We start from the raw sequence: 26077 nt of genomic DNA on the forward strand, positions 1-26077 counted from the left end.
ATGTATCTGCTCTATCGCTCACGTCATCTTTTCAGCTGGTTGCCGGCGCTGATTGTCGCCGGCTGCCTGCTGTTCGCCAGCCAACAGGCGGCGCTGAAGATCCAGCCGCGCTACGACGAAACCGCCATTGAACTGGCGCTGGTGGAACCTGAACCGGCGCCGGAACCCCAACCGCAAACGCCGCCGGAGCCTCAGCCCGAACCGCCGCCGCCCGAGCCGGAGCCGATCCCCGAACCGGTGGTGCCGGCGCCGGAACCGATCGTGGAAGCCAAGCCGGCGCCGAAGCCCAAACCCAAACCGGTGAAAGAGAAAGCCAAACCGGTAGAGAAACCTAAACCGACGCCGGCACCCGCCGCACCGCGCGCGCTGGTCAGCAAGCCGGCGGCACAGCCTGCACCGGCCGCCCCCGCAGCGCCGAAGGTGAACGCGCAGGCGATAGAAAACGGCTACCTGCTGGCCTTGCGCCGTGAGCTGGAACAGCGCAAGCGCTACCCGAGCGGGCGGCAGGCCTCGCTCGAACGCCCGCAGGGCAACGTCGAGGTGTGGCTGGAGGTCGATCGCAGCGGGCGGGTGCTCTCTTCCGGCATCGCCAACAAGGCCGCCAGCATGCTGCTGAACCGCGCGGCGATGAGCAGCCTGCAAAGCATCAGTTCAGTGAAGCCGTTCCCGAGCGAGGCGTTCGCCGGGCAAACAACCAAAAGATTTACCGCGACGTTCAATTATCAGGCGCCTTAGCGCAAGGGTTAATCGTTTGATTTTTATGGGATGCACACAATGAAATCGTTTAATCGTTCTGGGATCTATCTGGCGGTGATGTCGGCGATGCTGCCGGGCGCCGCGCTGGCGGCCGACGCCACCGATGTCGGCACCATCAGCGTCAAGGGGCAGTCGCTCGGCGGCGGCATGATGGTGCAGGACGACAGCGCCAAGGCGCGCTCCACCGTCACCAAAGAGGCGATGGACAAAATGCCGTCGGCGGCCAACGCCATCGATAAACTGAAATACACGCCGGGCCTGAACGTCAACAGCAACGACGCCAGCGGCCTGAGCGGCGTGGACTACACCATGCGCGGCATGAACTCGGATCAGATCGGCCTGTCGATGGACGGCATCCCGATCAACGACTCCGGCAACTACGCGGTCTACCCGAACCTGCTGGGCGACGCGGAAAACCTGGAGGAGGTGTTCGTCACCCAGGGCTCCTCCGAAGCGGACGGCCCGCACATCGGCTCCAGCGGCGGCAACATCGGCCTGGTGACGCGCCGCCCGGCGAAAGACTTCGGCGGTTTCGTCAAGCAGACGCTGGGCAGCAACAGCCTGAGCAAAACCTTCGCCCGCCTGGAGACCGGCGAGTACAACGGCTTCAGCAACTGGCTCTCCTATTCGCACACCGAGGCGAAGAAATGGCGCGGCGAGGGGCGGCTGTACTCCGACAAGTTCGAGATGAATTCGCTGTATGAAGACGGCAACGGCAACAGCAGCAATCTGGTGATGAAGTACAACCGCCAGAACAACACCAACTACAACACCTTGAGCAAGGCGCAGTTCCAAAACGACGGCCGTGACACCGATTATGTCACCTCGCAGGAGTACAACAGCAAAGGGCAGTTGAACAAGTATTACAAGATTGAACGCAACCCGTTCGAGAATTTTACGCTGTCGTTCACCCAGAAACTGCAGCTGCGCGACAACCTGTCGCTGACCCTGCAGCCGTATTACTACTGGGGCAACGGCGGCAGCTTCAACGGCCAGACGGCGTCGGTATTGTCCAGCACGTCGGACAGAGCCGGGCAGTATGACCTCAGCAACCTGCAGTCCAACACCTATTACCGCCCGTCGTGGACCCAGACCTGGCGACCGGGCATCACCACCAAGCTGAAGTGGGACATTAACGATCAGCACAGCCTGGATATCGGCTACTGGTATGAACGCGCGCGCCAACTGCAGACTCAGCCGTTCATCAGCATCAAGGGCGACGGCAACCCGTCACAGATTTGGGGGAAACCCGGCGGTTCCGATCAGGTGAAGGACGCCAACGGCAACACCGTGCAGGGGCGCAACCAGTACACCATCACCCCGGCGCAGAAAGTGTGGCTGCAGGACACCTGGTTTGCCACGCCGGACTGGACCTTCGTCGGCGGCCTGGCCTATCAGTATGTGGAGCGTAAAGGGGACAACCGCGGCAGCCTGTACAACGTGCCGGAGAAGCGCAAAGCCACCTATCACGAATTCCTGCCGAACTTCAGCGCCAGCTATAAGGTGAACCAGGAAAACCAGGTGTTCTACAACCTGACGCGCAACATGCGCACGCCGCCCAACTACGTGCTGTACAACGTCGGCGACTCGCTCAGCACCAAGCCGGAGCTGAGCTGGAACCACGAACTGGGCTGGCGTTTCCAGCAAGAGGACATGCTGCTGAGCGCCACGCTGTTCTATATGCGCTACAGCGATCGCCAGATCTCCACCACCAACGCGGCCGGCGACTACGAGATGATGAACATCGGCAACGTGGAGAACAAAGGGCTGGAGCTGGAGTGGAGCGGCCAACTGCCGCATAACTTCAACTACTACACCTCTTATACCTATACCCAATCGAAGCAGAAGAGCGACATCGTCAGCAACGGCGGGCAGCCGCTGCCGACCTCCGGCAAAGAGGTGCCGAACGTGCCGAAAAACCTGCTGAACATGACGTTGGGTTATGACGACGGCCTGTACTACGGCAGCGTCAGCGGCAAGTACGTCAGCGCGTTCTATGGCGATCTGACCAACGACGAGAAGATCGGCGGCCGCACGGTGTTCGATCTGGCGGCGGGGGTGCATCTGCCGGTGGACAAGAAAATCGTCAAAAGCGCCGCGCTGCGTTTTGGCATCAGCAACCTGTTTGACAAGGAATACCTGACCTCGGTGCGCACCACCACCTTCAACGCGGCGCCCTACGGCGGCGTGAAGGCCAGCACCCCGTATTACAACGTCGGCGAAGAACGTACCTTCAGCGTCTCGCTGGAAGCCACCTTTTAACTGAATACCCCGCCGCCTGCCGGGCGGCGGGGAAGAGGAGCCCTGTATGGACGCCAATCTGTTGCACGACATTATTTTCTACGTGATGTACGCCGCGCTGGCGATCGCGCTGGTGATCATCATCGAACGCACGCTGTACTTCGCCTATACCCAGCGCCAGGCGCGCCGGCTGGAGCAGGCTCTGACGCCGGAGGTGCGCCGCGCCGCCGATCTGCCGGACGCGCTGACCCAGCGCAACAGCCTGCCGATGGCGGTGATCGCGCCGGTGCTGGCGCAGAAACACCGCGCCGGCGATCGCGAGGCGATCGGCGATCTGATCGACGCCCAGTACTTGCTGAGCAAGCCACCGATGGCGCGCGGCCTGTGGCTGCTGGAAACCGTGGTCACCGCTGCGCCGTTGCTGGGGCTGCTGGGCACGGTGATGGGGATCATCGAAACCTTCAAGGCGCTGGCCGCTTCGGGCGTCTCCGAGCCGAGCCTGGTGTCGGCCGGGATGGGCACCGCGCTGTACGCTACTGGCCTCGGCATCGCCATCGCGCTGCTGTGCCTGGTGGCCAACAACTTCCTGCAGAGCCGCATGGAGCGCATCAACGAGCTGCTGAAGGTGCTGCTGATCCGCGCCGGTCAGCCGGCCAGCCGCCCGGAGAGCGGCAGCGGCGAACAATGGGTTGACAGCGGGGCGCCGCGCTATGCCTAATGGCCATCCAACACGGCGGCCGTTCGGCCGCCTTTATACGGCATTGTGGAGCGGTTGTTTGTTGATGTTGAGCCAGAGCGCTGCGGCGCGTTTTGCGATTCCCGGTTACGAGCTGGTGTATACCGCGCCGGTGGAAACTGCGCTGCAGGCCGACGACCTGCGCAACACCGCCGAGGTGTGGCGCGAGATGTTCGACGCGGCGAAAACCCGCATCGATCTGGGGCAGTTCTACGTGGCGAATCAGGACGGCTCCTTGCTGGACGGCGTGCTGCAGCGCCTGAAGGCGGCCGGTGAGCGCGGGGTGAAAATCCGCTTCCTGATGGAGGAGAAAGGCATCCGCAACTCCACCGCCGAGACGCTGGAACAGCTGAAGGCGATCCCCAATCTGGAACTGCGCATCATTCCTTACCAGAAGCTGAGCGGCGGCATCCTGCACGCCAAGTATCTGCTGGTGGACGGCGAACAGGCGTTTGTCGGCAGCCAGAACTTCGACTGGCGCGCGCTGGAGCATATTCACGAAACCGGGCTGCGCATCAGCGACGCCAGGGTGGTGGGGCAGATCCAGGCGATCTTCGAACAGGACTGGCAGGCGCAGGCGCTGCTGGCGCAGGATAAGCCGGTGCCGGCGCTGCCCGATGCGCCGCCGACCGCGCCCCCGCAGGGCAACTATCTGGTGGCCAGCCCGCGCGCCTACAATCCGGCGGGCGTGCTCGATTCGCAGGCCGAGCTGCCGCGTCTGCTGGCCGGCGCCAAACGGCGGGTGCGGGTGCAGGTGATGGACTACGCGCCGCTGTCGTTCGGCCCGGAGCGCAGTCGCCCCTTCTATGCGGTGATCGACAATGCGCTGCGCAGCGCAGCGGCGCGCGGCGTGCAGATCGAGCTGATGGTGGCCAACTGGAACACCAAAAAGCCGGATATCGCCTGGCTGAAGAGCCTGGCGCTGGTGCCGAACGTGCAGATCAAAGTGGTGACCATACCACCGGCCAGCAGCGGCTTCATTCCGTTTGCCCGCGTGATCCATAGCAAGCTGATGACCATCGACGATGAGATTGCCTGGGTGGGCACCAGCAACTGGACCGGCGGCTATCTGGACAACTCGCGCAATCTGGAGCTGGTGTTGCACAGCGCGACGATGAGCGGGCGGTTGGACCAGCTGTATCAACAGCTGTGGAACAGCGTCTATGCCGAGCCGTTGAAGCTGGATTACGACTATCCGACGCCCAAGCCGGGCGGCGAATCCTGATTATCAGGGCGTGGCTACCCCCGCGCCCCGCGTTGTTTACCGCCGCCAGCCGGCCTTCTCCAACGCCGTCACCAGCTGCTCGGCGCTCAATCCTTCCGCCCGGTAGCCGTTGCCGCTGACGCTATTGGCCGCCAGCAGCGCATTGACGATCGCCTCTTCCACCGCTTCCGCCGCCGCCGCGAACAGCGCCGAAATGTAGTCGTTGTTCACCATGCGCAGCGGCGTGGTGAAATCGCCTTTATTGGCGTAGTCGGCGGGCGGCAGGCCGTCGTTGCCGGTGGCGAAGGCGATAAAGATATCGCCGCTCGAATCCTCGGTGCCGCCGCCGGTGCGGGCGATGCCGATGCTGGCGCGCTGCGCCAGCCGCGCGCACTGGTGCGGCAGCAGCGGCGCGTCGGTGGCCAGCGCCACCACGATGGAGCCCATGCCGGGATGCGGCAACTGCGGCGTGAACGGCGAGGGGATATGCCCCAGGTGGCGGCCCACCGGATAACCGCCGACCAGCAGCGACTCGCGCTTGCCGTGGTTGGCCTGCACGATGGCGCCCACCGTCCAGCCGCCCTGATCGGCGGGCAAGCGGCGCGATGCGGTGCCGCTGCCGCCTTTGAATTCATGGCAGATCATGCCGCTGCCGCCGCCGACCGCGCCTTCCTGCGGCAAGCAGCCACGGGCCGCCTGCTGCGCCTGGCGCACGTGCTCGGCCTTGACGTGAAAGCCGTTGATGTCGTTGAGCAGGCCATCGAAGGTTTCCATCACCACCGGCATATTCCAGTACACCGCGTTGTCGCTCGCGGGCAGCGCTTCGCGTTCCAGCGCGATCAGCGCGTCGCGCACCACGCCCACGCTGTGGGTGTTGGTGAAGGCGATCGGGCTGGTCAGCAGCCCTGCTTCGCGCACCCATTCCAGGCCGGTGGCGTCGCCGTTGCCGTTCAGCACGTGCACGCCGGCAAAGCAGGGGGCGTGGCGGGCGGAGCCGGGGCGCGGTTCGATCACCGTCACGCCGGTGCGCACGCTGCGCCCGTCCGCCAAATCGGCATGAAGGCTGGCATGGCCGACGCGCACGCCGGGCACGTCGGTGATGGCGTTCAGCGGGCCGGGCGTGCCCTGGCCGATGATAATGCCCAGATCCTGAGCGCGCTGCGTCATGGTTATTCTCCTTCTATTGAGGGGGCGGCGAGGGGCGCCGTCTGGCGGCCGCGCAGATGGTTCAGCGCCAGCCCGAAGCCGATGATGCCGGCAATGATAATAAAGTCTTTCAGGCTGCTGGCGATCAAAATCGTCCACAGCACGTACAGGCAGCACAGCAGCGCCGCCAGCACCGGCAGCGGCCACAGCGGCATCAGGTACGGGTGATGGAAGTGGCGGCGACGGCGGCTGATCAGCGCCGCCACCGCCATGATGATGTACACCAGCAGCAGCAGGATCACGGTGAACGAGGTCAGCGATTCGAGATCGGAGCAAAACGCCAGCAGCGCCGAGGGCACGCCGAACAACAGGGTGGCGATCCAGGGGGTGCCGAAGCGCGGATGGATGATTTTCAGCGCCCGGTTGAACGCCGGCAGCCAGAAACCGTCGCGCCCGCTGGCGAACATCATGCGGCTGAACTGCGCCACGATGGCGATAATGGCGTTGAATACCGACAGATAGATCGCGCCGCTCACCACCCGCGCCAGCGTCGGGCCGCCGAGCTGGGTGACCACATAGCCGACCGGATCGGCCTGTTTGGCCATCTCTGTCAGCGACGGCGAGCCGATCAGCAGGGCGGTGAACGGCACCAGCTCCACCAACACCACGATGGCCAGCGTCAGCATGATCGCGATCGCCATCGGTCTGCCCTGTTCGCGCATGTCTTCCGCCATGTACACTGCCGCGCCGTAGCCGTTGTAGGAGAACAGCGCGACCCCGACCATGGCGACGATCAGCGGCAGCGACACCGGCGCCAGGCTGCCCTGCGCGTCCAGCATCACCGGCGCGGTGAGGATCTCCGCGCTTTGATGCGGATGGCTGAAACCGAGCCAGGCGATCAGCGCCAGCACCGCCACTTCCACCACCAGAAAGGCGCCGGTCAGCAGGGCATTGGCCTTGATGTTGAAAATGGCGCAGATACCGCCGACCAGCACGGTGAGCATGCCGGCGGTGGAGGCGTCGAATGAGGTGCCCAGTGCGGTATTCAGGTAGGGCACGGCGCCGGTGGCCAGCACCGCCGGCACGAACAGCGAGGCGCTGAGGATAAACAGGTAGGTCTGCAACCCGCACAGGGTGCCGAACAGGCGTTTGATGATGCTGTATTCGCCGCCGGCGCTGGGGTGCGCGGCGCCGAGCTCGGCATAGCACAGCGCGATGGTGGCGGCGACGCAGGCGGCGATCAGAAACGACAGAAAGGCGCCGCTGCCGGCGCTGGCGATCGCCAGCGGCGCGATGACGAAGATCGAACTGGCCGGCGTCACACCGGACGTGGTGATCATCACCACGTCGAGGACGCTGAGATTGCCTTTGAAGGTGTGTTCAGGGGCGGACTCTTTCATGGGATAACGACTCCATTAACGTGTGAGTGAATTATTGTTTTGCTGCACAGGCTGTACGCAGGAATCAAATGGAGCGCGCGAAATGCCGGGGAGCTTTGCTCCCCGGAAGTTTATTGTTCTTATGTGTTACCCCTGCCCCGACGGGAAGCTGAAGCTGGCGCGCCGGGCGTCGCCGGAGGCCGGCCAGCGCTGGGTCACGGTTTTGCGTTTGGTGTAGAACCTGACGGCGTCCGGGCCGTAGGCGTGCAGATCGCCAAACAGTGAGCGCTTCCAGCCGCCGAACGAGTGGTAGGCCACCGGCACCGGCAGCGCCACGTTGATCCCCACCATGCCGACCTGAATGCGGCTGGAGAAGTAACGCGCCGCTTCGCCGTCGCGGGTGAACAGGCAGGTGCCGTTGCCGTATTCGTGGGCGTCGATCAAGGCCATCGCCTCTTGCAGCGACGCCGCGCGCACCACGCCAAGCACCGGGCCGAAGATCTCTTCCTTATAGATGCGCATGCCGGGCGTCACGCGGTCGAATAGCGTCGGGCCGAGGAAGTACCCCTGGCTGGGGCGGCCGTCGTCGCCGATCACGCTCAGCTCGCGGCCGTCCACCAGCAGCTCGGCGCCTTCGGCCACACCCTGATCGATATAGCCTTTCACCTTCTGATAATGCTGCCGGGTCACCAGCGGCCCCATGTCGTTGCGGTTATCGCTGCCGGGACCGACGCGCATGGCGGCCATCTGTTGCCGCAGCCCGGCGATCAGCGCGTCGGCGGTGCCGTCGCCCACCGCGACCACCAGCGGGATGGCCATGCAGCGCTGGCCGCAGGAGCCGAAGGCGGCGCCCATCAGCGCGCCGATCGCGCCGGGGATATCGGCGTCCGGCAGCACCACCGCGTGGTTCTTGGCGCCGCCCAGCGCCTGCACCCGTTTGTTCTGCGCGCAGCCGGTGTGATAAATATGTTCCGCCACCGGCGTCGAACCGACGAAGCTGATTGCTTTGACGCGTCCGTCATGCAGCAGCGTCTCCACCGCTTCGCGATCGCCGTTGACCACGTTGAGCACCCCCGGCGGCAACCCGGCTTCCGCCGCCAGCCGCGCGATATACAGCGCGGCGGAAGGGACGCGCTCGGAAGGCTTGAGCACGAAGGTGTTGCCGCAGGCGACCGCCATCGGCCACATCCACAGCGGCACCATCGCCGGGAAGTTGAACGGCGTGATGCCCGCCACCACCCCCAGCGGCTGAAACTCGCTCCAGCTGTCGATGCCTGGGCCGGCCTCTTTGCTGTGTTCGCCCTTCAGCAGTTCCGGCACATAGCCGGCGTATTCGATATTCTCGATGCCGCGCTGCAGTTCGCCCAGGGCGTCGCTGAGCACCTTGCCGTGCTCGGCGGTGATCAACTGGCAGACGGCGTCGGCGTGCTGCTCCAGCAGATCCTTGAGCTTCATCATGATGCGCGCGCGTTTCAGCGGTGGGGTGTCGCGCCAGGCGGGATAGGCCTGTTCGGCGGCGGCGATGGCGCGCTCCACCGTGGCGCGGTCGGCCAGCTGCACCTCCTGCGCCGATTGGCCGGTGGCCGGGTCGTAAACCGGCTGGCTGCGTTCGCCGCCGGCGGCGGGCTCGCCGTTGATCCAATGGGTGATGGTCATGATTCTCTCCTTATTCGGTGGCGTTGAGGGCGTCGCCGACGGCGTTGATCAGCGCGTCGATTTGCGCCTCGCTGCTGATGAACGGCGGCGCCAGCTGCAGGGTGTCGCCGCCGTAGCGCACGTAAAATCCGCTTTCCCAGCAGCGCATCGCCGCCTCGAAGGGGCGCCGCGCCGGTTCGCCGGGCCGCGCCGCCAGCGTGATGCCGGCCGCCAGGCCGATATTGCGAATGTCGGCGACGTGTTTGGCTCCTTGCAGGCTGTGCACCGCGCGTTCGAAATAGGGCGCAAGCGCCTGTACGCGCTCCACCATCTGTTCGCGCTGCAGGATGTCCAGCGTCGCCAGCGCGACCGCGCAGCTGACCGGATGGGCGGAGTAGGTGTAGCCGTGCGGGAATTCGAGCTGGTAGTCCGGCTCGCCGCCGTTCATGAAGGTGTGGTAGATCTCCGGCCGCACCACCACCGCGCCCATCGGCTGCGCGCCGTTGGTCACCTGTTTGGCGATGTTCATGATGTCCGGCGTGACGCCGAACGCCTCGGCGCCGGTCATCGCGCCGCAGCGGCCGAAGGCGGTGATCACTTCGTCGAAGATCAGCAGAATGTCATGCTGGGTGCAGATCTCGCGCAGGCGCTGCAGATAGCCGACCGGCGGCACGATCACGCCGGCGGAGCCGGAGAACGGTTCGACGATCACCGCGGCGATCGTCGAGGCGTCGCGCAGCGCGATGATGCGGCTGAGCTCATCCGCCAGCTCCGCCCCCTGTTGCGGCATGCCGCGCGAAAAGGCGTTGCCGGCCAGCAGGGTGTGCGGCAGGTGATCCGCCTCGGCGCCGGCGCCGAACGTCTTGCGGTTGCCGGCGATGCCGCCGACTGAGATACCGCCGAAGTTAACGCCGTGGTAGCCCTTTTCCCGGCCGATAAAGCAGGTTTTTCCCGCCTGGCCTTTGGCGCGCCAGTAAGCGCGCGCCATTTTCAGCGAGGTGTCCGCCGCTTCCGAGCCGGAGCCGGTGAAGAACACGTAATCCAGCCCCGCCGGCGTCATCGCTTTGATTTTGTTGGCTAGCTCGAACGACAGCGGGTGGCCGAACTGAAACGCCGGCGAGTAATCCAGCGTCGCCAGTTGGCGCTGGGCGGCGTCGGTGATTTCCTGCCGGCCGTGCCCCAATCCGCAGCACCACAATCCGGACAGGCCGTCGAAAATCTTTCTGCCGTCGTGGCTGGTGTAATACGCCCCTGCGGCCTGAGTAATGATGCGCGGCTGCGCTTTAAAATTGCGGTTGCCGGTAAAAGGCATCCAATGGGCTTCTAACCCTGCGGCATCGAGACGATTAAGCGAATAATTTTCAGCGGCCATGTTTTCCTCCGGGCAGGAAAATAAGTGCGATTAATTAAATAAAAGGAGTTGTTAACGAATTGTTGTGCGAAATTGACTATGTACCGCTTGTTCTCTACTGTGAATAATCATATGTCGAAACTTACTTAAGGTTTTATGCAAGTAAAAAAGCGCGCGTTGCTGGGACAATTGTCGGATATGGATCTGCGTTTGCTGCGGGTATTCAAGGCCGTGGTCGACTGCGGCGGCATGAGCGCCGCCGAACTGGAGCTGAATATCAGCCTGTCGACCATCAGCAAGCACATCAAGGATCTGGAGCAGCGGCTGGGCCTGACGCTGTGCCAGCGCGGGCGCGAGGGCTTTGCGGTCACCGACGAGGGGCTGATTATCTACCAGGAAACCGTCAACCTGCTGGCGGCCACCGAGGCGTTCCGGCGCGGGGTGGACGAGGTGCACCAGCGCATGGGCGGGCAGCTGCACGTGGCGATATTCGATCATACGGTCAGCAATCCGCAGGCGCAGATCGGCCGGGCCATCGCGTTATTCAGCGAGCGCGCGCCGGAGGTTTCTTTGCAAATGTATGTGGAGCCGATTAATACCATTGAACGCGGCGTTATTGACGGGCAATTTCAGGTTGGGGTTATTCCCATGCACCGCAGCGCGGAAAGTTTATCTTATCATTCGTTATTCAGTGAGAGGATGTTCTTATATTGCGGCGCGCAGCATGAATTATTTTCCGGCCCCCATGAAACATTAAATTGGGATCTGCTGCACAATTATGCCTTCGCCGGATTAGGCTATCATTCGCCGAATATGGAACTGAGCCTGCAGCAACATTTGCATCGCAAGGCGACGGGGTTTGCGCAGGAGTCGATAGCGACGTTAATTCTGTCCGGCAAATACGTCGGCTTTCTGCCGGATCACTACGCGGCGTTTTTTGTGGCGCAGAACCTGATGCGGGCGATCAAACCGGCGCTGTTCCGCTATCACTGCGAATACTCCAGCGTGCTGCGCCGCTCGCCGGTACCGCAGCGGGTGGTGAAGCTGTTCCATGAGTGCCTGCTGGCGGCCCACGGAACAGCGTGACGCTTACTGCTCTTTCTTCTTGCCGAAGATTCTGATCAGCGCGCCGACCAGGATGCCGACCGCGATGCCGGCGAAGATCCAGCCGATGATGCCCATTTCCTTACTCCTGCTAGTGCGTTGATCTGATTATACCCGTCATACTTGAAACTGCATCTGTGTTGGCTGCGAGTGCGTACGCCAGTCACTTACTTGAGTAAGCTCCTGGCGAGCCGCCTCTTGCCGCCGGGATGCAGCTCCAACTATTTAGGGTAGATATCATCATTCAACGCGAAACGCCTCTTCGATCATCCGTTGCCGCTGCGCCGGCGCATAGTCGATCCAGGAATTCTTACTGTTGGATTTCTCCAGCGCCACCGCCAATTCCTGGCCGGAAATCGGCAAATCATCCTGCCAGAACGGCGCGATGGCGTGGCGGGTGATGAAATCGGTCAGGTAGCTCTCCGGGCTGTCCTGCCAGTGCGGGTACAGGCGCGCGGCCAGCTCGGCCATCAGTGCGCGCTGCTGCGGCTGTTCGCTGCTTTCCAGCAGGGTGAGGAACGGCAGCAGCAGGCGGCCGCAGACCTGGCCGTGATGGTAGTCGCGCAGCGCGCCGATCTCGCCGGCGATGCCGTGAATGACCCCCAGCCCGGCGGCGCTCAGCGTCAGCCCCCCGAGGTACGAAGCTTGCATAATTGCTTCGCGCGCCGCGTCGCTGCGGTTGAGCGCCGGCCAGGCCGCAAGGAAGTGGCGGATGCCGCTCAGCGACATGTCGCGCGTCATGGCGCCGGCGGTTTTCGACAGATAGGCTTCGAACAGGTGGGTGAAGGCGTCGATGGCGCAGTAGGCCAGCACCTTGTCCGGGGCACCCGCCAGCAGCTGCGGATCGAGAATGGCGGTGTGCGGCACGAAGTTATTATGGCGCAGCGAGGCTTTCACTTTGCTGACCTGGGTATCGGTGATCACCGCGTTCTGCGTCACCTCGCTGCCGGTGCCGGCGGTGGTGGGAATGGCGATCAGCGGCAGGGTGGCGCCGCTGATTTTGCTGTCGCCCACCTTTTCCATATAGCGCAGCGTCGGCAGCGGGTGCTCCACCAGCGCGGAGAACGCCTTGGCGGCGTCCAGCACGCTGCCGCCGCCGATGGCCACCACGCGCCGCGCCTGGCCGCGCCAGCGCGCCACCCAGGCGTCGATTTCCTGCGGCGACGCCTCGTGGCTGACGATCTCGGTGCCGATGAACTGCGGCGTCAGCGACTCGCTCAGGCCGGCGTACACCGGGCCGTTGAGAAAAGAGCGGCAGCTGAACAGCAGCGTCGGCTGCGGATCGGCCAGCAGCAGCGGCGGCAGCTGTTGGATGCTGCCGTGGCCGAACCAGGTCTGGCGGTTGGCGATGATATGGCTGACGGACATGAGGTCTCCTTGACGGCGTTGCGGGGCGCGATGCCACAGCATAAGCCAGCGGGCGCGGAGCGGCCACCGCTTTCCCCGCCGCGGCAACCTGTGAGTTGTTTAACATGTAAACGATCTCGTTCTTGCATTTCGGCGCGCCGGATGCTTTTTTAACAGTACCGGCCGTCGTGCGGCCAACCCCATCCGAAATCGGTAGATTGTTAATGTATTAATAATGGCGAGGCGGGTATGGATATTCAGGTTGAACGCTTGTCTGCGGTGATCGATGCGGTGGCCAGCCCGCGTTTTTATCCCAGCCTGCTGAACTGGCTGGAAGGGTTTTTCGCCTTCGACAACGCCATCGTCTATGCCTTCGAACGCGGCCGGCCGCCGCGCTGCCTGATCAAAACCGAGCGGGAAAACAGCGACGCGGTCAACCAGATCTACCAGCAGGGCGCCTACCTGCAGGATCCGTTTTACCGCGCGCTGAACGACGGCGGCGAAGGCGAGGTGCTCACGCTGCGCCAGTTGGCGCCCTGCGGGTTTTATCACAGCGACTATTACCGTAACTTTTATCGCAAGACCGGCTGGCACGACGAGGCCGGCGTGCTGCTGCAATTGACGCCGGAGCGCGGGCTGGGAGTGTTCTTTGGCTCGGCGCGCCGCACGGTGGCGGTGCGTTACCCACAGCGGGCGGATCTGCGCAGCGCGCTGACGCTGGTGAAAAGCGTGGCGCGGCTGCACGGCGAAGTGGTGGCGGCACCGGCCGATGCCGACACGGTGAACGACGACGGCGCGCAGCCGCGTTATTTGCTGACGCCGCGCGAGCGCGAGATCGTCGATCTGATCCTCGCCGGCTGCGGTTCGCAGCAGATCGCCGACCGGCTGTTCATCAGCCTCGGCACGGTAAAAAACCACCGCAAGAACATCTACGGCAAGCTGAACATCGGCTCGCAGGCCGAACTGTTCAGCCTGCTGCTGACTGCCCCGCAGCGGCGCAGCGCGTGAATGTTAATTTTTTGTAGCGAATGTCCCTAAGGGGACATAGCGGCACGGCTGCCGCCTCCCGATAATCCGATGTCATGGCATAGGCAATCGGGAGTGCGGCAGTGAACAACGAAATCGAGTCCTTAACCTACTACGCGGCGACCAAAAAATACGATCTGCGCTTCCCGACGCTGGAAGAGGATCTGGACGTTGACGTGGTGATCATCGGCGGCGGCTTCTCCGGCATCAACACCGCGCTGGAGCTGGCGGAGAAGGGCATCACCAACATCGCCATCCTCGAAGGCCGCTATCTGGGCTACGGCGGCACCGGACGCAACGGCGGCCAGGTGATGGCCGGCATCGGCCACGATCTGGAGAAGATCAAACGCCACGTCGGCCCGGCCGGGCTGGAAACCATCTTCAAGATCAGCAACCTCGGCGCCGGCATTATCCGCGAGCGCATCAAGAAATATGACATCGACGCCGACTTCTGCTTCGGCTACGGCTATCTCGGCAGCAACGTGCGTCAGGAGAAGACCCTGCGCGGTTGGCTGAAGGAGTTCAGGGCGGTGGCGCCGGAGGAGGAGATCGAGCTTTACACCGGTGCGGAGGTGAAGCAGGTGGTGGGTTCCGACGCCTACACCTGCGCGCTGAAACACATGGGCGGCGGCCACGTGCATTCGCTCAACCTGCTGCTGGGCGAGGCCAAGGCGCTGAGCGGCTACGGGGTGAAAATCTTCGAGAACAGCAGCGTGCTCAACGTGGAATACGGGCCGCGCATCACGGTGCGCACCGCCATGGGCTCGGTGCGCGCCAACAAGATGCTGTGGGCCTGCAACGGCTTCCTCAACGGCATGGAACCGCAGATCTACCGCAAGACCATCAACACCTACGCCTTCCAGCTGGCCACCGAGCCGCTGTCTGACGATCTGATCCGTCAGATCAGCCCGATCCGCGGCGCCTACAGCGACATTCGCCCGGTGATCGACTATTACCGGGTGACCAACGAAAACCGGCTGCTGTTCGGCAGCGCTACCCGCCTGATCGAATATTTCCCGTCGGATCTCAAGGCCTGGAACCGCAACCTGATGCTGAAGGTGTTCCCGTACCTGAAAGACGTGAAGATCGATCTGGCCTGGGGCGGCCCGCTGTGCTGCAGCGCCAACCTGTTCCCGCAGATCGGCACGCTGCCGGATCGCGACAACGTGTTTTACGTGCAGGGCTACTCCGGCTTCGGCGTGACGCCGAGCCACATCGTGTGCAAGGTGCTGGCGGAGGGCATGAGCGAAGGATCCAATCGCTACGATCTGATGAGCTCGATCCCGCATGTCAACATCTTCGGCAAGGACAAGCTGCGGCGGGTGATGACCACCGCCGGTAAGGTTTGGCACCAGACATCCGGCTACTGGAAAGGCCGCCGTTAACCCTCAGAGGAGAATGACATGAAACCGTTACTGCTTAAACAACCGCTGCCGGAACTGCTGGAGATCGGCAGCGTCAGCAACCTGGGCGCCACGGTGATCGCCGGCACGCCAAACGTCGGCGTGGCCAGCATCTTCGGCGAACCGACCGACAACCTGAACTGCGGCGTGTTCAGCTGCACCCGCGGCAGCTTCGTGATGGAGTACCCGTTCGCCGAGCACGCCACGGTGTGGGAAGGCAGCGCCACCCTGACCAACGAACGCACCGGCGAGTCGGTGCACTATCAGGCCGGCGATTCCTGGTTCGTCGAGAAAGGCACTCCGGTGCGTTGGGACATCACCTCGGATCGCTTCGTCAAACACTACCTCGCCATCGTCGAGGGCTGACGCCGTCATGCCCCCCTCAGCAGGCTGAATGCCGAGGGGGAGCGCCTTAGCCTAATGCCCGCGCAATAAAGTCGGTTACCCGCTTGAGGATCTGATCCTTATTGGTTTCGTTAAAGCTCTCGTGCCGCCCGCCCGTGTTGATCATCCGTTCGAAATCGTCGCCCTGCAGACGATCGAGCGCGGTTTGCGTTTCGCTCATCAGTACCAGCCGATCGTCGTCGCCGTGGATCCACAGCGTAGGCAGCGCGCCGAACCCCGGCCCGGCGTTGATGGCGGCGAGGATCCGTTGCATGGCGCGCAGAGTGGGGCGTTTGAACGGCCCGTGCCACACCAGCGGATCTTCCTGATACGCCGCGCCAACCGCCGGATCGCGCGCCAGGGTGGCGGTATCCAGCGGCGCGTCGGGGATCGTCGGCAACTCGGCCAGATCGGAAATCGCCGTTCTGTCGCCGAGCAGCGGGCCGGACAGCACCAATGCGCGCACCTCCTCACCATAACGCTGCACGTAGCGGGTGGCGATCATGCCGCCCATCGAATGGCCGATCACCACCAGCGGCAGCGTCGGATACTGTTGGCGAAGATGCTCGACCACGCGCTGAACGTCGTCGACCACGGCGTCATAATCCTCGATCAGCACGCGCTCGCCCTGCGACAGGCCGTGGCCCAGATGATCGGGGCCGAATACCCGCGCCCCCTGTGCCTGCAGCGTGCGCGCCACGTATTGATAGCGGCCGAGATGCTCGCCGTAGCCGTGCACCAGCAGCGCCAGATAGCGCGGCTTGTCGTTTCCCCAGTCGTGCACGGCGATGTCGCCGTGGCGGCCTTTGATAAAGCTGACGGTTTGTTCGGACATGTTATTGTTCTCATGATGGTAGGGTTGCCCTTCAGCGTAGCGGCTGGCGGCGAGCTTGTCAGGGGCGCCGGATGCGGCGCCCGCAGAGAGGGGATTACAGGCCGAACTGGCGCGCCAGTTCGTCGAGCGCTTCGCGCTGGAAGCGATTGAAGGCGTCGCGCGGCTGCTGTTGCTGGATGAACTCTAGCAGCGGATCCTGCACTTCCGTGCGCACGCCGCTCAGTTGCTCCATCACCGCCAGCCCGCAGAACGGCACGTAGGATTCGGCGTAGCCGCCTTCATGCACCATCACCAGCTTGCCGCCGCACAGCCGGTCGGCGGCGTCTTGCACCAGCGCGGTCATGGCGCGGAAGCTGTCGCTGTGTAGCTGCATGCGCGCCAGCGGATCGAGCGCGTTGGCATCGTAGCCGCAGGCGACGATGATCAGCTCCGGCTCGAATTTTTCCAGCGACGGAATAATGATGCGCCGCATCGCGTGCAGGTAGCCGTCGTCGCCGGCGCCGGCCAGCATCGGCACGTTGACATTGCAGCCTGCCCCGGCGCCTTCACCGCGATCCTGTTCGCCGGAATAGCCCGCCGGGAAGCAGCCGTCCTGATGCAGCGACAGCGTCAGCACGTCGCCGCGCTGCCAATAGATATGCTGGGTGCCGTTGCCGTGGTGCACGTCCCAGTCGATCACCGCCACCTTGCCCAGGCCGTAGCGGGCCTTGGCGCGCTCGATGGCGATGGGAATATTGGCCAGGAAGCAGAAGCCCATCGATTGATCCGGCAGGCAGTGATGGCCCGGCGGGCGCGACAGCGCATAGGCGTTATCCAGCTCGCCCTGCAGCACCGCCTCCACCGCCGCGCAGGCCAGTCCGGCGGAGAGTTTGGCGATTTCATAGCTGCCCGGCCCCAGCGGCGCTTCCTCCCCCAGCAGGCCGCCGCCGCTGTCGCTCACCTGTTTGAAGCGCTGCAGGTAGTGGGCGGGATGGATGCGCAGCAGGTCTTCTTCCGTCGCCGGTTCGGCGCTCAGCAGGGTGAGTTGGCGCGACAGGCCGGACACGTCCATCAGATTCTTCATGCGCCGCTTGGTTTCCGGCGATTCGGCGTGGCCAGCGCCGGAAGGCGGTTGCACCCAGCCGCCGACCGGCAGGGTGGTGGCGTGCAGGCCGGTGCTGTGCCAGAAACAGCGTTCATCAAACAAGAAACCGGTTGTTCTTTTCACCTTTCTCCTCCTGTTATACGGCGCGGTGCGCGCGGTGAAGCCAGCGAAATCAACAGCAGCGACAACAGCGCGCAGCCCAGCGCGCCGAACAGCAAGGCGTTGAAACCGCCGGAATATTCGATTAAAGAGCCGGCCAGCGTCGGGCCGATGGCCATGCCGCCGCCGATCACCAGGTTGATGCCGTTCATCAGCTTGCCGTCGTTATCCAGCCCGGCGACCCGCGCCAGAATGAATGGCAGCACGAAGGTCCAGGTGAATTTGAACAGCAGGGCCGCCAGGGCGAAGCGCAGCAGCAGGGGTTGGCCTGTCAGCAGCGCCACGCTGGCCAGCAGCAGGGCGTACCCCAGCACGATCAGGCGCCCGCCGCTGAAGCGCGCGCCGATCAGCGCCGCGGCGCTGGCGCCGACGATGCCGAGCAAGGTGGCGACGGCCAGCACCTGGCCGCTGTGGGCCGGCGACAGCCCGGCGCCGGCGGCGATGCCGCCGATAAAGGTCCAGACCGCACTCAGGCTGATGTAAAAGGTCAGCACCGCCAGCACGGCGCACAGCTTGCGCGCCAGCGAGGCGGCGGGGCCGCTGCGGGCGGCGCGGGCGGCGGTGAAACCGCTGGGAAACGCCGGGATGAGCGGCAGGCAGCACAGCATGATGGCCGCCAAAAGCAGGTAGACCGCCATCAGACCGAAGTGCGCGAACAGCGGCGGCAGCACCAGCAGCCCGACCGCGCCCAGCACCAGCTGGCCGAGCACCCAGAAGGCATACACCCGGCTGGGATTGGCGGTGCCGGCGGCGCAGGTGATGCACAGGATCATCAGGGTGCCGCCCGCCAGCGAGGCGATAAAGCGCAGCGGCAGCAGCAGGGTGAAATCCTGCGCCAGCGCCGAAGCCAGGTTGCCGGCGATAAACACCAGCGCCGACAGCGTAGCGACCCGCCGCCAGTTGATGCGCCCGATCCACCACCACGCCGGCAGCGTGGCCAGGCTCATGGCGCCGAGTTCGGTGGAGAACAGGTGGCCGATCTGCGCCGGGCCGAGCTGCCACTGAGTCGCGAGCTGGGCGGCCACGGCGGGGGCGGTCATCAGAATGCCCGGCGCGATGGCGGCGAAGACGATAATGGCGGTCAGCAGCCGCGGCGGGCAGGGGAGCGCCGCGCCGACGGCGGGCGCGGAAACCGAATCACTGGACATAAACCTTTTCCCCAAGCGTTGAGTGACGATGAAATATCCCGCCCGGCCCGATTGCGGGCAGGGGGAAGCCGCGCCATAAATGGCGAATATGTTCTGGCGTTATTTTCCGGCCGTCGGCAGCGGCGGCCGTTATCGGGCGTTAACCGTGAGCGAGAAAACCGCCGGCGACCAGTTCGGTGCGGTTCACCACGTCGGTTTTGGCGAAAATATTGCGCATATGGGTTTTCACCGTAGACAGCGAAATGCCCAGCTTCAGGGCGATGCGCTTATTGCTGGCGCCTTCGCGCACCATGTTGACGATCTCTTGTTCTTTGGCGGTCAGCAGCTGCGCCTCGCTGTCGGGCAGCAGATCGCGCGTCGCCAGCTCGATCAGCGGCAGCACCGCGCGCAGGCGGCCGCGCTCCACTTCGGTAAACGGCGTATCGCGGATCAGCGACACCCCGGCAACGATGCGCTTACGCTGGCGAATAAAAATCTCCGTCATGTCGCGCATGTCGTTCGGCAGCATAAAGTCGTGGTAATAGCGGCGGTTGCCGGCGATCGCCGCCGGGCTCATGCCGACCATGGTGATGTCTTGCCGGTGGAAATTGGCCGGCTGCAGCGGGTCAATTTGCTGGAAGTGGTTCAGGTACTGCTGATGCGTTTTATCGGGCATGCCGTGCAGGATGTAGTGATCCGGCCGCAGGTCGCGATCGACCAGATAAAACACCCCGGCAGACACCGGGATTAGGTGCGTAATGGTCGCCAAACAGCTGTTGATAAAGGCATCGGATGCGGTGCTGTGCATGATTCGTGTTCCTCCCTTTATCGTTCAATCTGGAGAAGGTTGGCGGTCAATATATGAACGATACAAGCATAGTTGTAGCAATTTGGCAACACAATAAAAACATATTAACAACGTGAGGCCGATTGCAATAAAACACATAAATAACAAGATGACACTGCGTTAATTAGGGCTTTTTCATTCGGATTTATCGCGATTTTCATTAATAGGTTAATGAAATAATTCACCGCTTTTCCCGCTGAATTTACAGCGCTTTTCAATGCTTGCTCGGGTGAAGCTTTCGCCGCCCTGCGCGTGCTACAGCCGCCGCTGCCGGCCGCCGTCCCTCGTTCTTAAGAACGATAGCCAGGCTTTTCCGCCGCTTCCTACACTGCGAATTGAAGATAGCGCCAGGCGGCGCCAAACGTATAAGACGAAAAAATGATGACCTTTATCGGGCTGAGGCGTCGGGTTGTTCAGTCCGCATGACCATACAGGGGACGGACGATGCAGAAAAAAACGTTGGCGGTGGCGTTGAGCGGCGCCTTATCGGGCCTGGCTCAGGGGGCGGACGCCGATCGCCCCAATGTGCTGATCATTCTGGTGGACGACATGGGCTACTCCGACATCAGCCCGTTCGGCGGCGAGATACCGACGCCCAACCTGCAGGCGCTGGCCGAACGGGGCGTGCGCATGAGCCAGTACTACACCTCGCCGATGTCGGCGCCGGCGCGGTCGATGTTGATGACCGGCAACACCAACCAGCAGGCCGGCATGGGCGGCATGTGGTGGTATGAGAGCACCGCCGCGCAGCCGGGGTATGAAATGCGCCTGACCGACCGCGTGATCACGCTGCCGGAGCGTTTTCGCGACGCGGGTTACGCCACCATGATGGCGGGCAAATGGCACCTGGGCTATGTTGATGGTGCCAAACCGACCGATCGCGGCTTCGAGCGCGCCTTCGCCTTTATGGGCGGCGGCACCAGCCATTTCGACGACGCGAAACCGCTGGGCACCGTGGAGGCGTTCCATACCTTCTACACCCTGAATGGCAAGCGCGTGTCGCTGCCCAAAGATTTTTATTCCAGCAAGGCCTATGCCGACCAGCTGGAACAGTGGATCCGTGATACTCCGCAGAATAAACCCGTCTTCGCCTATCTGGCGTTTACCGCGCCGCACGATCCGCTGCAGGCGCCGGATGACTGGATCGCCAAATTCGACGGCAAATACGACGCCGGCTATCAGCAGGCCTATCAGCAGCGCATTCAGCGCCTGAAAGCGCTGGGATTGATTTCCGATCGCACGCCGATGCCGATGCCGACGCTGGCGCTGGATAAGGCTTGGAACGCGCTGACGCCGGAACAGCAAAAATATGAAGCCAAGACCATGCAGGTGTACGCGGCGATGATCGCTTACATGGACGATCAGGTCGGCGCGGTGTTGAACACCCTGAAGCAGACCGGCCGCGACCAAAATACGGTGATCGTGTTCGCCACCGACAACGGCGCCAACCCGGCCAGCGGCTTCTACTACGGCTCGAAGCCGGAGTATTGGCGGCAGTTCGACAACAGCTACGCCAACCTCGGCCGCAAGGGATCGTTCATCTCCTACGGGCCGCACTGGGCCAACGTCAGCAACGCGCCATACGCCAACTACCACAAAACCACCAGCGCGCAGGGCGGTATCAACACCGATTTTATCATCTCCGCGCCGGGGTTGAAGGGCCGCGGCGGTATCGATCGCACGCCGATGGCGGTGTATGACATCGCGCCGACGCTGTATGACTATGCCGGCATCGACGCCAGCAAACCGCTGAAGGCCAAACCGACGCTGCCGATGGTCGGCGTCAGCTTCAAGCGCTATTTCAGCGGCGAGGCCGACGGTGTGCCGCGCGCGACCTACGGCGTGGAGCTGCATAACCAGGCCGCCTATGTAGACGGCATCTGGAAGCTGCGGCGGTTGGTGAAGGCCGGGCCGACGGCGCAGATGGCGCCGTGGGGGCTGTTCAACCTGCATGACGATCCGCTGGAAACGCGCGATCTGGCCGCCGCCGACCCGGAACGGGTCAAACGGCTGAGCGAGGCGTATCGCCGCTTTGCGCAGCAGAGCATGGTTATTGAAGCCAAAGGCGCAGCGATCGACTATCTCGGCGTCGACGCCAGCACCGGCGACTACACCGGCCTGGATCCACAGACCCACAAACCGTTGCCGCAGGCGGCGCCATGAACCTGGCCCAGCTGCGCGCGCAGCAGATCCCGGTAGAGAGCGAACCGCGCGCGGCGGCGCCTTTTCATTTGCTGGTGAAGCCGATCGGCGCCGGTTGCAACCTGGGGTGCCGCTACTGCTACTATCCGCAGCGCCAGCAAGAGCGGACGCGCAAGATGGACGACGACCTGCTGGCGGAGTTTATCCGCGGCTACATCGCCGCCCAGCCGCGCTACAGCCGCGAGATCAACTTCGTCTGGCAGGGTGGAGAGCCGCTGTTGGCGGGGATCGGTTTTTACAAGCGGGCGCTGGCGTTGCAGCGCCGCTTTGCGCCGCCGGGCGTGCGGATCAGCAACAGCCTGCAGACCAACGGCACCCTGCTGAACGACGCCTGGTGCCGGCTGTTCCGGCAGCATCAATTCATCATCGGCGTCAGCCTGGACGGCGATCGCGAGGTGCAGGACGCCCATCGGCCGGACAAGCGCGGCGGCGCCAGCTATGACGCCGCGCTGCGCGGCATCGCGCTGCTGCAGCGCCATCAGATCGACTTCAACCTGCTGATGGTGGTGCACGACGGCGTCGCGGATCGCGCCGAGGCGATCTACGATCATGCGGTGGCGATCGGGGCGCGCTATCTGCAGTTTCAGCCGCTGATGCTGGAAGGGGATGCGCCCGCCGCCGGCTATGGGCTGAGCGCCGCCAACTGGGGGCGTTTCATGCTGGCGGTGTACCGCCGCTGGCGCAGCCGCGGGCACGTCGGTCAGGTGTTTGTGATGAACATCGAACAGGTCTACGCGCAGTATTTCACCCACGTCAGCCCCAGCTGCGTGCACGCCGAACGCTGCGGCGGCAATCTGGTGATGGAGCCGGACGGTCGCCTCTACGCCTGCGATCATCTGATCAACGCGCAGCACCTGCTCGGCCATGCCGATCGGCAGACGCCGCTCGCCACCCTGGCGGCAAGGGCGGCGGAGATGCCGTTCGGCAGGAACAAAAGCCTGCGTCGCGAGTGCCAACGCTGCAGCGTGAAAAGCGTCTGCCAGGGCGGCTGCCCGGCGCATGTGGGCGAAGATCGCTACAACCGGTTGTGCGCCGGCTATTACGCCTTCTTTTCCGCGCTGTTGGCGCCGCTGCTCGCCTACCCGCGCAGCCCGCAGGGAGCGATGCAGTGGCGCGCCGCCGTGAGCGCCGCCGCAGGTTGAAAGCGTCTCGTCCTTAAGGACGATAGTCAGCATTTTCCTTTCCTCTCTATAGTGAGATGACCGCCGCTGGCGGTGAAAAACCTGCAAGCACCTGCATGCATCAGGCCAAAACTATAAGAGGAAATAACCATGAACCTGTCGTCGCGGTTGCACGCCCACCTGGCTCGAGGCAAGGTCGGCTTTCCCACCACCCTGGCCAGTTCGGTCGGGGTGATCATGGCCAGCCCGGTGATCCTGACGGTCACCAGCGGCTTTGGCATCGGCGGCGACACCTTTGCGCTGGCGATGCTGATCGCCTTCATCATGATGCAGGCGCAGCTCACCACCTTCTCCGAAGCGGCGGCGCTGTTGCCGACCTCCGGTTCGGTTTACGACTACATCTCCTGCGGCATGGGGCGCTTTTTCGCCATCACCGGCGCGCTGTCGGCCTACCTGATCGTGCACATCTTCGCCGGCACCGCCGAGACCATTCTCTCCGGCATCATGGCGCTGGTGAACTTCGAACACCTCAACACCCTGATGGAAAGCCACAACGCCTCCTGGATGGTTGGCGTCGGGCTGGTCGTCGTGTTCGGCCTGCTCAACGCGTTCGGCATCGAGGCCTTCGGCAAGGCGGAGATCGTGCTGACCTTCGCCATGTGGAGCACGCTGGTGATTTTCGGCATCGTCGGGCTGCTGTCGCCGCATGCGGTGCCGCTCGAGGGCTGGTTCGGCAGCACGCTCGATCTGAACGATCCCTTCGCGGTATTCAGCCTGATCGGTATGGCGATGTTCATGTTCGTCGGCTGTGAGCTGGTGACGCCGATGGCGCCGGAGATCAAACGCTGCGATCGGGTGATCCCGCGCGCCATGGCGCTCGGGCTGTGCGGCGTAGCGGTGTGCATGGCGCTGTACGGCGCGGCGCTCAGCCACCAGGTGGAAAACGTGGTGATCGACGCCGCCAGCGGCACGCGTCTGCTGGAAACGCCGATGGCCATCCCGGCGTTCGCCGGCCAGGTGATGGGCCAGTTCGGCAAATACTGGCTGGGCGTCGGCCTGCTGCTGGCGGGCGCGGCGACCATCAACACGCTGATGGCGGCGGTGCCGCGCATTCTGTACGGCATGGCGCTGGATGGCGCGCTGCCGCGCATGTTTGCCTATCTGCATCCGCGCTTTAAGACGCCGGTGGTCGGCATTCTGGTGGCGGTCTTGATCCCCTGCGTACATGCCTTCGCCATTCAGGGCAACCTCGACAGGATCATTCCGCTGGTGCTGGCGGCGGTGTGCGCCTGGGGCGTGGCCTACCTGCTGGTGACCTGCTCGGTGGTGATCCTGCGCCTGCGCCGCCCCGATCTGCCGCGCGCCTATAAATCGCCGTGGTTCCCGCTGCCGCAGATCGTCTCCAGCGTCGGCATCGTGCTGGCCATCGTCTACATCACGCCGCCGGGGATGAACCCGCGCGACGTCTACATTCCCTTCGGCTGGATGATCGGCCTGACCGCCGCCTATGCGCTGTTCTGGACGCTGTGCGTGCAGAAAGTGAATCCGTTCAAGCCGGTGCCGGTCGAGCAGGTGCTGGAGAACGCGTTCGCCAAGGGTGAAAACGAGGAGGCGCAGTTTGATCGGCTTACTTCCCTCACTTAATCGCGCCTGGCGGCGAGCGCCGTCGGGCTATCGGCCGGGCGCCGCGCTGGATCGTCTGGCGCGCAACCTGGAACCCTACGCGTGCGAACGCCTGGCGCCGGGCCTGCTGCGGCTGACGCTGCCGCAGGGGCCGCAGATCGAGGTCAGCGAACAGGTGCAGGGGCTGTTTATGGCGCATATCGTCAGCCACCGCTTTCGGTTACAGGGCGCGTGCGCAGCGCAGCCCCCGCTGACGCTGGACGTGGTGACCGGCGGCTGGCTGCGGCGGCGCGGCGTGCGCTATCTGCTGCGCCAGCGCCATGCGGCCGCGCAGCGGGTGCTGGCTGGCCTGCTGCGCTACCCGCAGATCGGCGAGACGCTGGCGCAGCTGGATTTTCGCCGCGTGCGGCTGACGGTGAACGACGGGCGCTGGCAGGTGGATATCGAGCATTTCGCCGCGTCGGAGGTGGTCAGCCGTTTGCCGGCCGGCCGCCGCTATCTGCGGCTGGACGCCGAACAGCGGCGGCTGCTGTTGAGCAGCCTGCTGATGATCGGCCAACTGATGGAGAAGCTGAATCATGAATAGAGTGGTTGTGATTACCGGCGGCGGCACCGGCGTCGGCGCCGCCTGCGCCCGTCTGCTGGCGGCGCAGGGCGATCGGGTGTTCATCATCGGCCGCCGCCCGGAACCGCTGGCGGCGCTGGCGCATGAGATCGGCGCGCAGGCGCTGGTGGGCGACGCCGCCAGCGGCGAGAGCTGGGCCCACACGTTGCTGCCGGCCATTCTGCGCGACGCCGGGCGCATCGACTGCCTGATCGGCAGCGCCGGTGGCATGGGCTTCAAGCGCATTACCGAGATGACCGACGAGCAGTGGCAAGGGGCGATGGACAGCAACCTCAACAGCGCTTTCGCCAGCGCACGCGCCTGCCTGCCGGAGCTGATCAAGAGCGGCGGCAATCTGCTGTTCGTCGCCTCGATCGCCTCGCTGGCCGCCGGGCCGGAGGTCTGCGGTTATGTCACTGCCAAACACGCGCTGATCGGGCTGATGCGCTCCATCGCCCGCGACTATGGCCCGCTGGGCGTGCGCGCCAACGCGGTGTGCCCCGGCTGGGTGACCACGCCGATGGCGGACGAAGAGATGCAGCTGCTGATGGACGCCCATCAGATCTCGCTGGAGCAGGCCTACCAGATGGTCTGCCGTGACGTGCCGCTGCGGCGGCCGGCCAGCGCCGAGGAAATCGCCCGTATCTGTCGTTTCCTCTGTTCCAGCGAGGCTTCAATCATTACCGGCGCTGCGCTGGTGGCCGACGGCGGCTCTACCATCGTCGATGTGCCGACATTGGCTTTCACTTCCCTGTAAGGAGCA

22 protein-coding genes are annotated in these 26077 nt (G+C 64.0%); 13 read left to right on the plus strand and 9 right to left on the minus strand.

Translation table 11 applies throughout. The annotated features are described in order from the left end of the window. From JL05_RS03710 to JL05_RS03725, 4 genes are read left to right on the plus strand one after another with little or no spacing between them, the layout of a single operon-like run. The gene (locus tag JL05_RS03710) at positions 1 to 735 is read left to right on the plus strand and encodes an energy transducer TonB family protein (protein ID WP_033631701.1); all 735 of its coding nucleotides are present in this window, start codon (positions 1 to 3) and stop codon (positions 733 to 735) included. Positions 736 to 774: 39 nt separating this feature from the next. Next, complete coding sequence (locus JL05_RS03715; RefSeq protein WP_033631702.1) at positions 775 to 3018, plus strand: TonB-dependent receptor family protein; 2244 nt, start codon at positions 775 to 777, stop codon at positions 3016 to 3018. 46 nt (positions 3019 to 3064) lie between these two features. Then, the gene (locus JL05_RS03720) at positions 3065 to 3715 is read left to right on the plus strand and encodes a MotA/TolQ/ExbB proton channel family protein (RefSeq protein WP_016929215.1); all 651 of its coding nucleotides are present in this window, start codon (positions 3065 to 3067) and stop codon (positions 3713 to 3715) included. Beyond that, on the plus strand, positions 3708 to 4958 hold the full coding sequence (locus JL05_RS03725) for a phospholipase D-like domain-containing protein (protein ID WP_033631703.1): 1251 nt from the start codon (positions 3708 to 3710) through the stop codon (positions 4956 to 4958). The genes JL05_RS03720 and JL05_RS03725 overlap by 8 nt, the downstream gene beginning before the upstream one ends. A 36-nt stretch (positions 4959 to 4994) precedes the next feature. Here JL05_RS03725 and JL05_RS03730 read toward each other — a convergent pair whose 3' ends face one another. The 4 genes from JL05_RS03730 to aptA all read right to left on the minus strand — a co-directional run bounded on the left by JL05_RS03730 (position 4995) and on the right by aptA (position 10469). Next, positions 4995 to 6104 (minus strand): DmpA family aminopeptidase, encoded by a 1110-nt coding sequence (locus JL05_RS03730; RefSeq protein ID WP_033631704.1) that lies wholly within the window; start codon positions 6102 to 6104, stop codon positions 4995 to 4997. 2 nt (positions 6105 to 6106) lie between these two features. Beyond that, entirely contained in the window at positions 6107 to 7483 is a 1377-nt protein-coding gene (locus tag JL05_RS03735; RefSeq protein WP_033631705.1) for an APC family permease, read from the minus strand. 126 nt (positions 7484 to 7609) lie between these two features. Next, entirely contained in the window at positions 7610 to 9118 is a 1509-nt protein-coding gene (locus tag JL05_RS03740; protein WP_033631706.1) for a CoA-acylating methylmalonate-semialdehyde dehydrogenase, read from the minus strand. Positions 9119 to 9128: 10 nt separating this feature from the next. Continuing rightward, positions 9129 to 10469: an omega-aminotransferase AptA gene (aptA, locus tag JL05_RS03745; protein WP_033631707.1), complete on the minus strand. Its 1341-nt coding sequence runs from the start codon at positions 10467 to 10469 to the stop codon at positions 9129 to 9131. A gap of 135 nt (positions 10470 to 10604) precedes the next feature. Between aptA and JL05_RS03750 the strand changes: the two genes are divergently transcribed. Then, entirely contained in the window at positions 10605 to 11534 is a 930-nt protein-coding gene (locus JL05_RS03750; RefSeq protein ID WP_004933224.1) for a LysR family transcriptional regulator, read from the plus strand. Between the two features lie 258 nt (positions 11535 to 11792). Here the strand turns inward: JL05_RS03750 and JL05_RS03755 are convergent, their stop codons facing one another. After that, positions 11793 to 12920 carry an iron-containing alcohol dehydrogenase gene (locus JL05_RS03755; RefSeq protein ID WP_033631708.1) on the minus strand — a complete coding sequence of 376 codons (1128 nt, stop codon included), beginning with the start codon at positions 12918 to 12920 and terminating at the stop codon, positions 11793 to 11795. Positions 12921 to 13148: 228 nt separating this feature from the next. On the opposite strand from JL05_RS03755, the gene JL05_RS03760 reads away from it, so the two are divergent. The 3 genes from JL05_RS03760 (at position 13149) to JL05_RS03770 (ending at position 15694) form a co-directional block, all read left to right on the plus strand. Continuing rightward, the gene (locus JL05_RS03760) at positions 13149 to 13907 is read left to right on the plus strand and encodes a helix-turn-helix transcriptional regulator (RefSeq protein WP_033631709.1); all 759 of its coding nucleotides are present in this window, start codon (positions 13149 to 13151) and stop codon (positions 13905 to 13907) included. A 101-nt stretch (positions 13908 to 14008) separates the two neighbouring features. Further along, a complete protein-coding gene (locus tag JL05_RS03765) occupies positions 14009 to 15310 on the plus strand; it encodes an NAD(P)/FAD-dependent oxidoreductase (protein ID WP_033631710.1) in 1302 nt (433 codons plus the stop codon). Positions 15311 to 15328: 18 nt separating this feature from the next. Next, positions 15329 to 15694: a cupin domain-containing protein gene (locus tag JL05_RS03770; RefSeq protein WP_004933207.1), complete on the plus strand. Its 366-nt coding sequence runs from the start codon at positions 15329 to 15331 to the stop codon at positions 15692 to 15694. Between the two features lie 46 nt (positions 15695 to 15740). Here the strand turns inward: JL05_RS03770 and JL05_RS03775 are convergent, their stop codons facing one another. The 4 genes from JL05_RS03775 to JL05_RS03790 all read right to left on the minus strand — a co-directional run bounded on the left by JL05_RS03775 (position 15741) and on the right by JL05_RS03790 (position 19725). Then, positions 15741 to 16547: an alpha/beta hydrolase gene (locus tag JL05_RS03775; protein WP_033631711.1), complete on the minus strand. Its 807-nt coding sequence runs from the start codon at positions 16545 to 16547 to the stop codon at positions 15741 to 15743. A 94-nt stretch (positions 16548 to 16641) separates the two neighbouring features. After that, a complete protein-coding gene (locus JL05_RS03780) occupies positions 16642 to 17754 on the minus strand; it encodes a class II histone deacetylase (RefSeq protein WP_033631712.1) in 1113 nt (370 codons plus the stop codon). Continuing rightward, the gene (locus JL05_RS03785) at positions 17751 to 18938 is read right to left on the minus strand and encodes an MFS transporter (protein ID WP_033631713.1); all 1188 of its coding nucleotides are present in this window, start codon (positions 18936 to 18938) and stop codon (positions 17751 to 17753) included. Before JL05_RS03785 ends, JL05_RS03780 begins: the two co-directional genes overlap by 4 nt. A 139-nt stretch (positions 18939 to 19077) precedes the next feature. Then, on the minus strand, positions 19078 to 19725 hold the full coding sequence (locus JL05_RS03790; RefSeq protein WP_004933198.1) for a helix-turn-helix transcriptional regulator: 648 nt from the start codon (positions 19723 to 19725) through the stop codon (positions 19078 to 19080). Positions 19726 to 20208: 483 nt separating this feature from the next. Between JL05_RS03790 and JL05_RS03795 the strand changes: the two genes are divergently transcribed. The 5 genes from JL05_RS03795 to JL05_RS03815 all read left to right on the plus strand — a co-directional run bounded on the left by JL05_RS03795 (position 20209) and on the right by JL05_RS03815 (position 26071). Beyond that, positions 20209 to 21927 carry an arylsulfatase gene (locus JL05_RS03795; protein ID WP_033631714.1) on the plus strand — a complete coding sequence of 573 codons (1719 nt, stop codon included), beginning with the start codon at positions 20209 to 20211 and terminating at the stop codon, positions 21925 to 21927. Further along, a complete protein-coding gene (locus JL05_RS03800) occupies positions 21924 to 23108 on the plus strand; it encodes an anaerobic sulfatase maturase (RefSeq protein ID WP_033631715.1) in 1185 nt (394 codons plus the stop codon). Before JL05_RS03795 ends, JL05_RS03800 begins: the two co-directional genes overlap by 4 nt. A gap of 129 nt (positions 23109 to 23237) precedes the next feature. Further along, entirely contained in the window at positions 23238 to 24731 is a 1494-nt protein-coding gene (locus JL05_RS03805) for an APC family permease (RefSeq protein ID WP_015376523.1), read from the plus strand. Further along, positions 24706 to 25296: a DUF3156 family protein gene (locus JL05_RS03810; RefSeq protein WP_021505405.1), complete on the plus strand. Its 591-nt coding sequence runs from the start codon at positions 24706 to 24708 to the stop codon at positions 25294 to 25296. The genes JL05_RS03805 and JL05_RS03810 overlap by 26 nt, the downstream gene beginning before the upstream one ends. Further along, positions 25289 to 26071 (plus strand): SDR family NAD(P)-dependent oxidoreductase, encoded by a 783-nt coding sequence (locus JL05_RS03815; protein WP_033631717.1) that lies wholly within the window; start codon positions 25289 to 25291, stop codon positions 26069 to 26071. Before JL05_RS03810 ends, JL05_RS03815 begins: the two co-directional genes overlap by 8 nt. Positions 26072 to 26077: the final 6 nt, after the last annotated feature.

This window comes from Serratia nematodiphila DZ0503SBS1 (assembly GCF_000738675.1).
Lineage (GTDB): Bacteria > Pseudomonadota > Gammaproteobacteria > Enterobacterales > Enterobacteriaceae > Serratia > Serratia nematodiphila.

What these genes read in the sequence shown, in the direction of transcription:
- JL05_RS03730 (WP_033631704.1), bottom strand. Translation starts at nt 6,104, where the DNA reads ATGACGCAGCGCGCTCAGGATCTGGGCATTATCATCGGCCAGGGCACG.
- aptA (WP_033631707.1), bottom strand. Translation starts at nt 10,469, where the DNA reads ATGGCCGCTGAAAATTATTCGCTTAATCGTCTCGATGCCGCAGGGTTA.
- JL05_RS03755 (WP_033631708.1), bottom strand. Translation starts at nt 12,920, where the DNA reads ATGTCCGTCAGCCATATCATCGCCAACCGCCAGACCTGGTTCGGCCAC.
- JL05_RS03800 (WP_033631715.1), top strand. Translation starts at nt 21,924, where the DNA reads ATGAACCTGGCCCAGCTGCGCGCGCAGCAGATCCCGGTAGAGAGCGAA.
- JL05_RS03795 (WP_033631714.1), top strand. Translation starts at nt 20,209, where the DNA reads ATGCAGAAAAAAACGTTGGCGGTGGCGTTGAGCGGCGCCTTATCGGGC.
- JL05_RS03790 (WP_004933198.1), bottom strand. Translation starts at nt 19,725, where the DNA reads ATGCACAGCACCGCATCCGATGCCTTTATCAACAGCTGTTTGGCGACC.
- JL05_RS03740 (WP_033631706.1), bottom strand. Translation starts at nt 9,118, where the DNA reads ATGACCATCACCCATTGGATCAACGGCGAGCCCGCCGCCGGCGGCGAA.
- JL05_RS03785 (WP_033631713.1), bottom strand. Translation starts at nt 18,938, where the DNA reads ATGTCCAGTGATTCGGTTTCCGCGCCCGCCGTCGGCGCGGCGCTCCCC.
- JL05_RS03750 (WP_004933224.1), top strand. Translation starts at nt 10,605, where the DNA reads ATGCAAGTAAAAAAGCGCGCGTTGCTGGGACAATTGTCGGATATGGAT.
- JL05_RS03760 (WP_033631709.1), top strand. Translation starts at nt 13,149, where the DNA reads ATGGATATTCAGGTTGAACGCTTGTCTGCGGTGATCGATGCGGTGGCC.
- JL05_RS03715 (WP_033631702.1), top strand. Translation starts at nt 775, where the DNA reads ATGAAATCGTTTAATCGTTCTGGGATCTATCTGGCGGTGATGTCGGCG.
- JL05_RS03710 (WP_033631701.1), top strand. Translation starts at nt 1, where the DNA reads ATGTATCTGCTCTATCGCTCACGTCATCTTTTCAGCTGGTTGCCGGCG.
- JL05_RS03735 (WP_033631705.1), bottom strand. Translation starts at nt 7,483, where the DNA reads ATGAAAGAGTCCGCCCCTGAACACACCTTCAAAGGCAATCTCAGCGTC.
- JL05_RS03815 (WP_033631717.1), top strand. Translation starts at nt 25,289, where the DNA reads ATGAATAGAGTGGTTGTGATTACCGGCGGCGGCACCGGCGTCGGCGCC.
- JL05_RS03725 (WP_033631703.1), top strand. Translation starts at nt 3,708, where the DNA reads ATGCCTAATGGCCATCCAACACGGCGGCCGTTCGGCCGCCTTTATACG.
- JL05_RS03770 (WP_004933207.1), top strand. Translation starts at nt 15,329, where the DNA reads ATGAAACCGTTACTGCTTAAACAACCGCTGCCGGAACTGCTGGAGATC.
- JL05_RS03720 (WP_016929215.1), top strand. Translation starts at nt 3,065, where the DNA reads ATGGACGCCAATCTGTTGCACGACATTATTTTCTACGTGATGTACGCC.
- JL05_RS03775 (WP_033631711.1), bottom strand. Translation starts at nt 16,547, where the DNA reads ATGTCCGAACAAACCGTCAGCTTTATCAAAGGCCGCCACGGCGACATC.
- JL05_RS03805 (WP_015376523.1), top strand. Translation starts at nt 23,238, where the DNA reads ATGAACCTGTCGTCGCGGTTGCACGCCCACCTGGCTCGAGGCAAGGTC.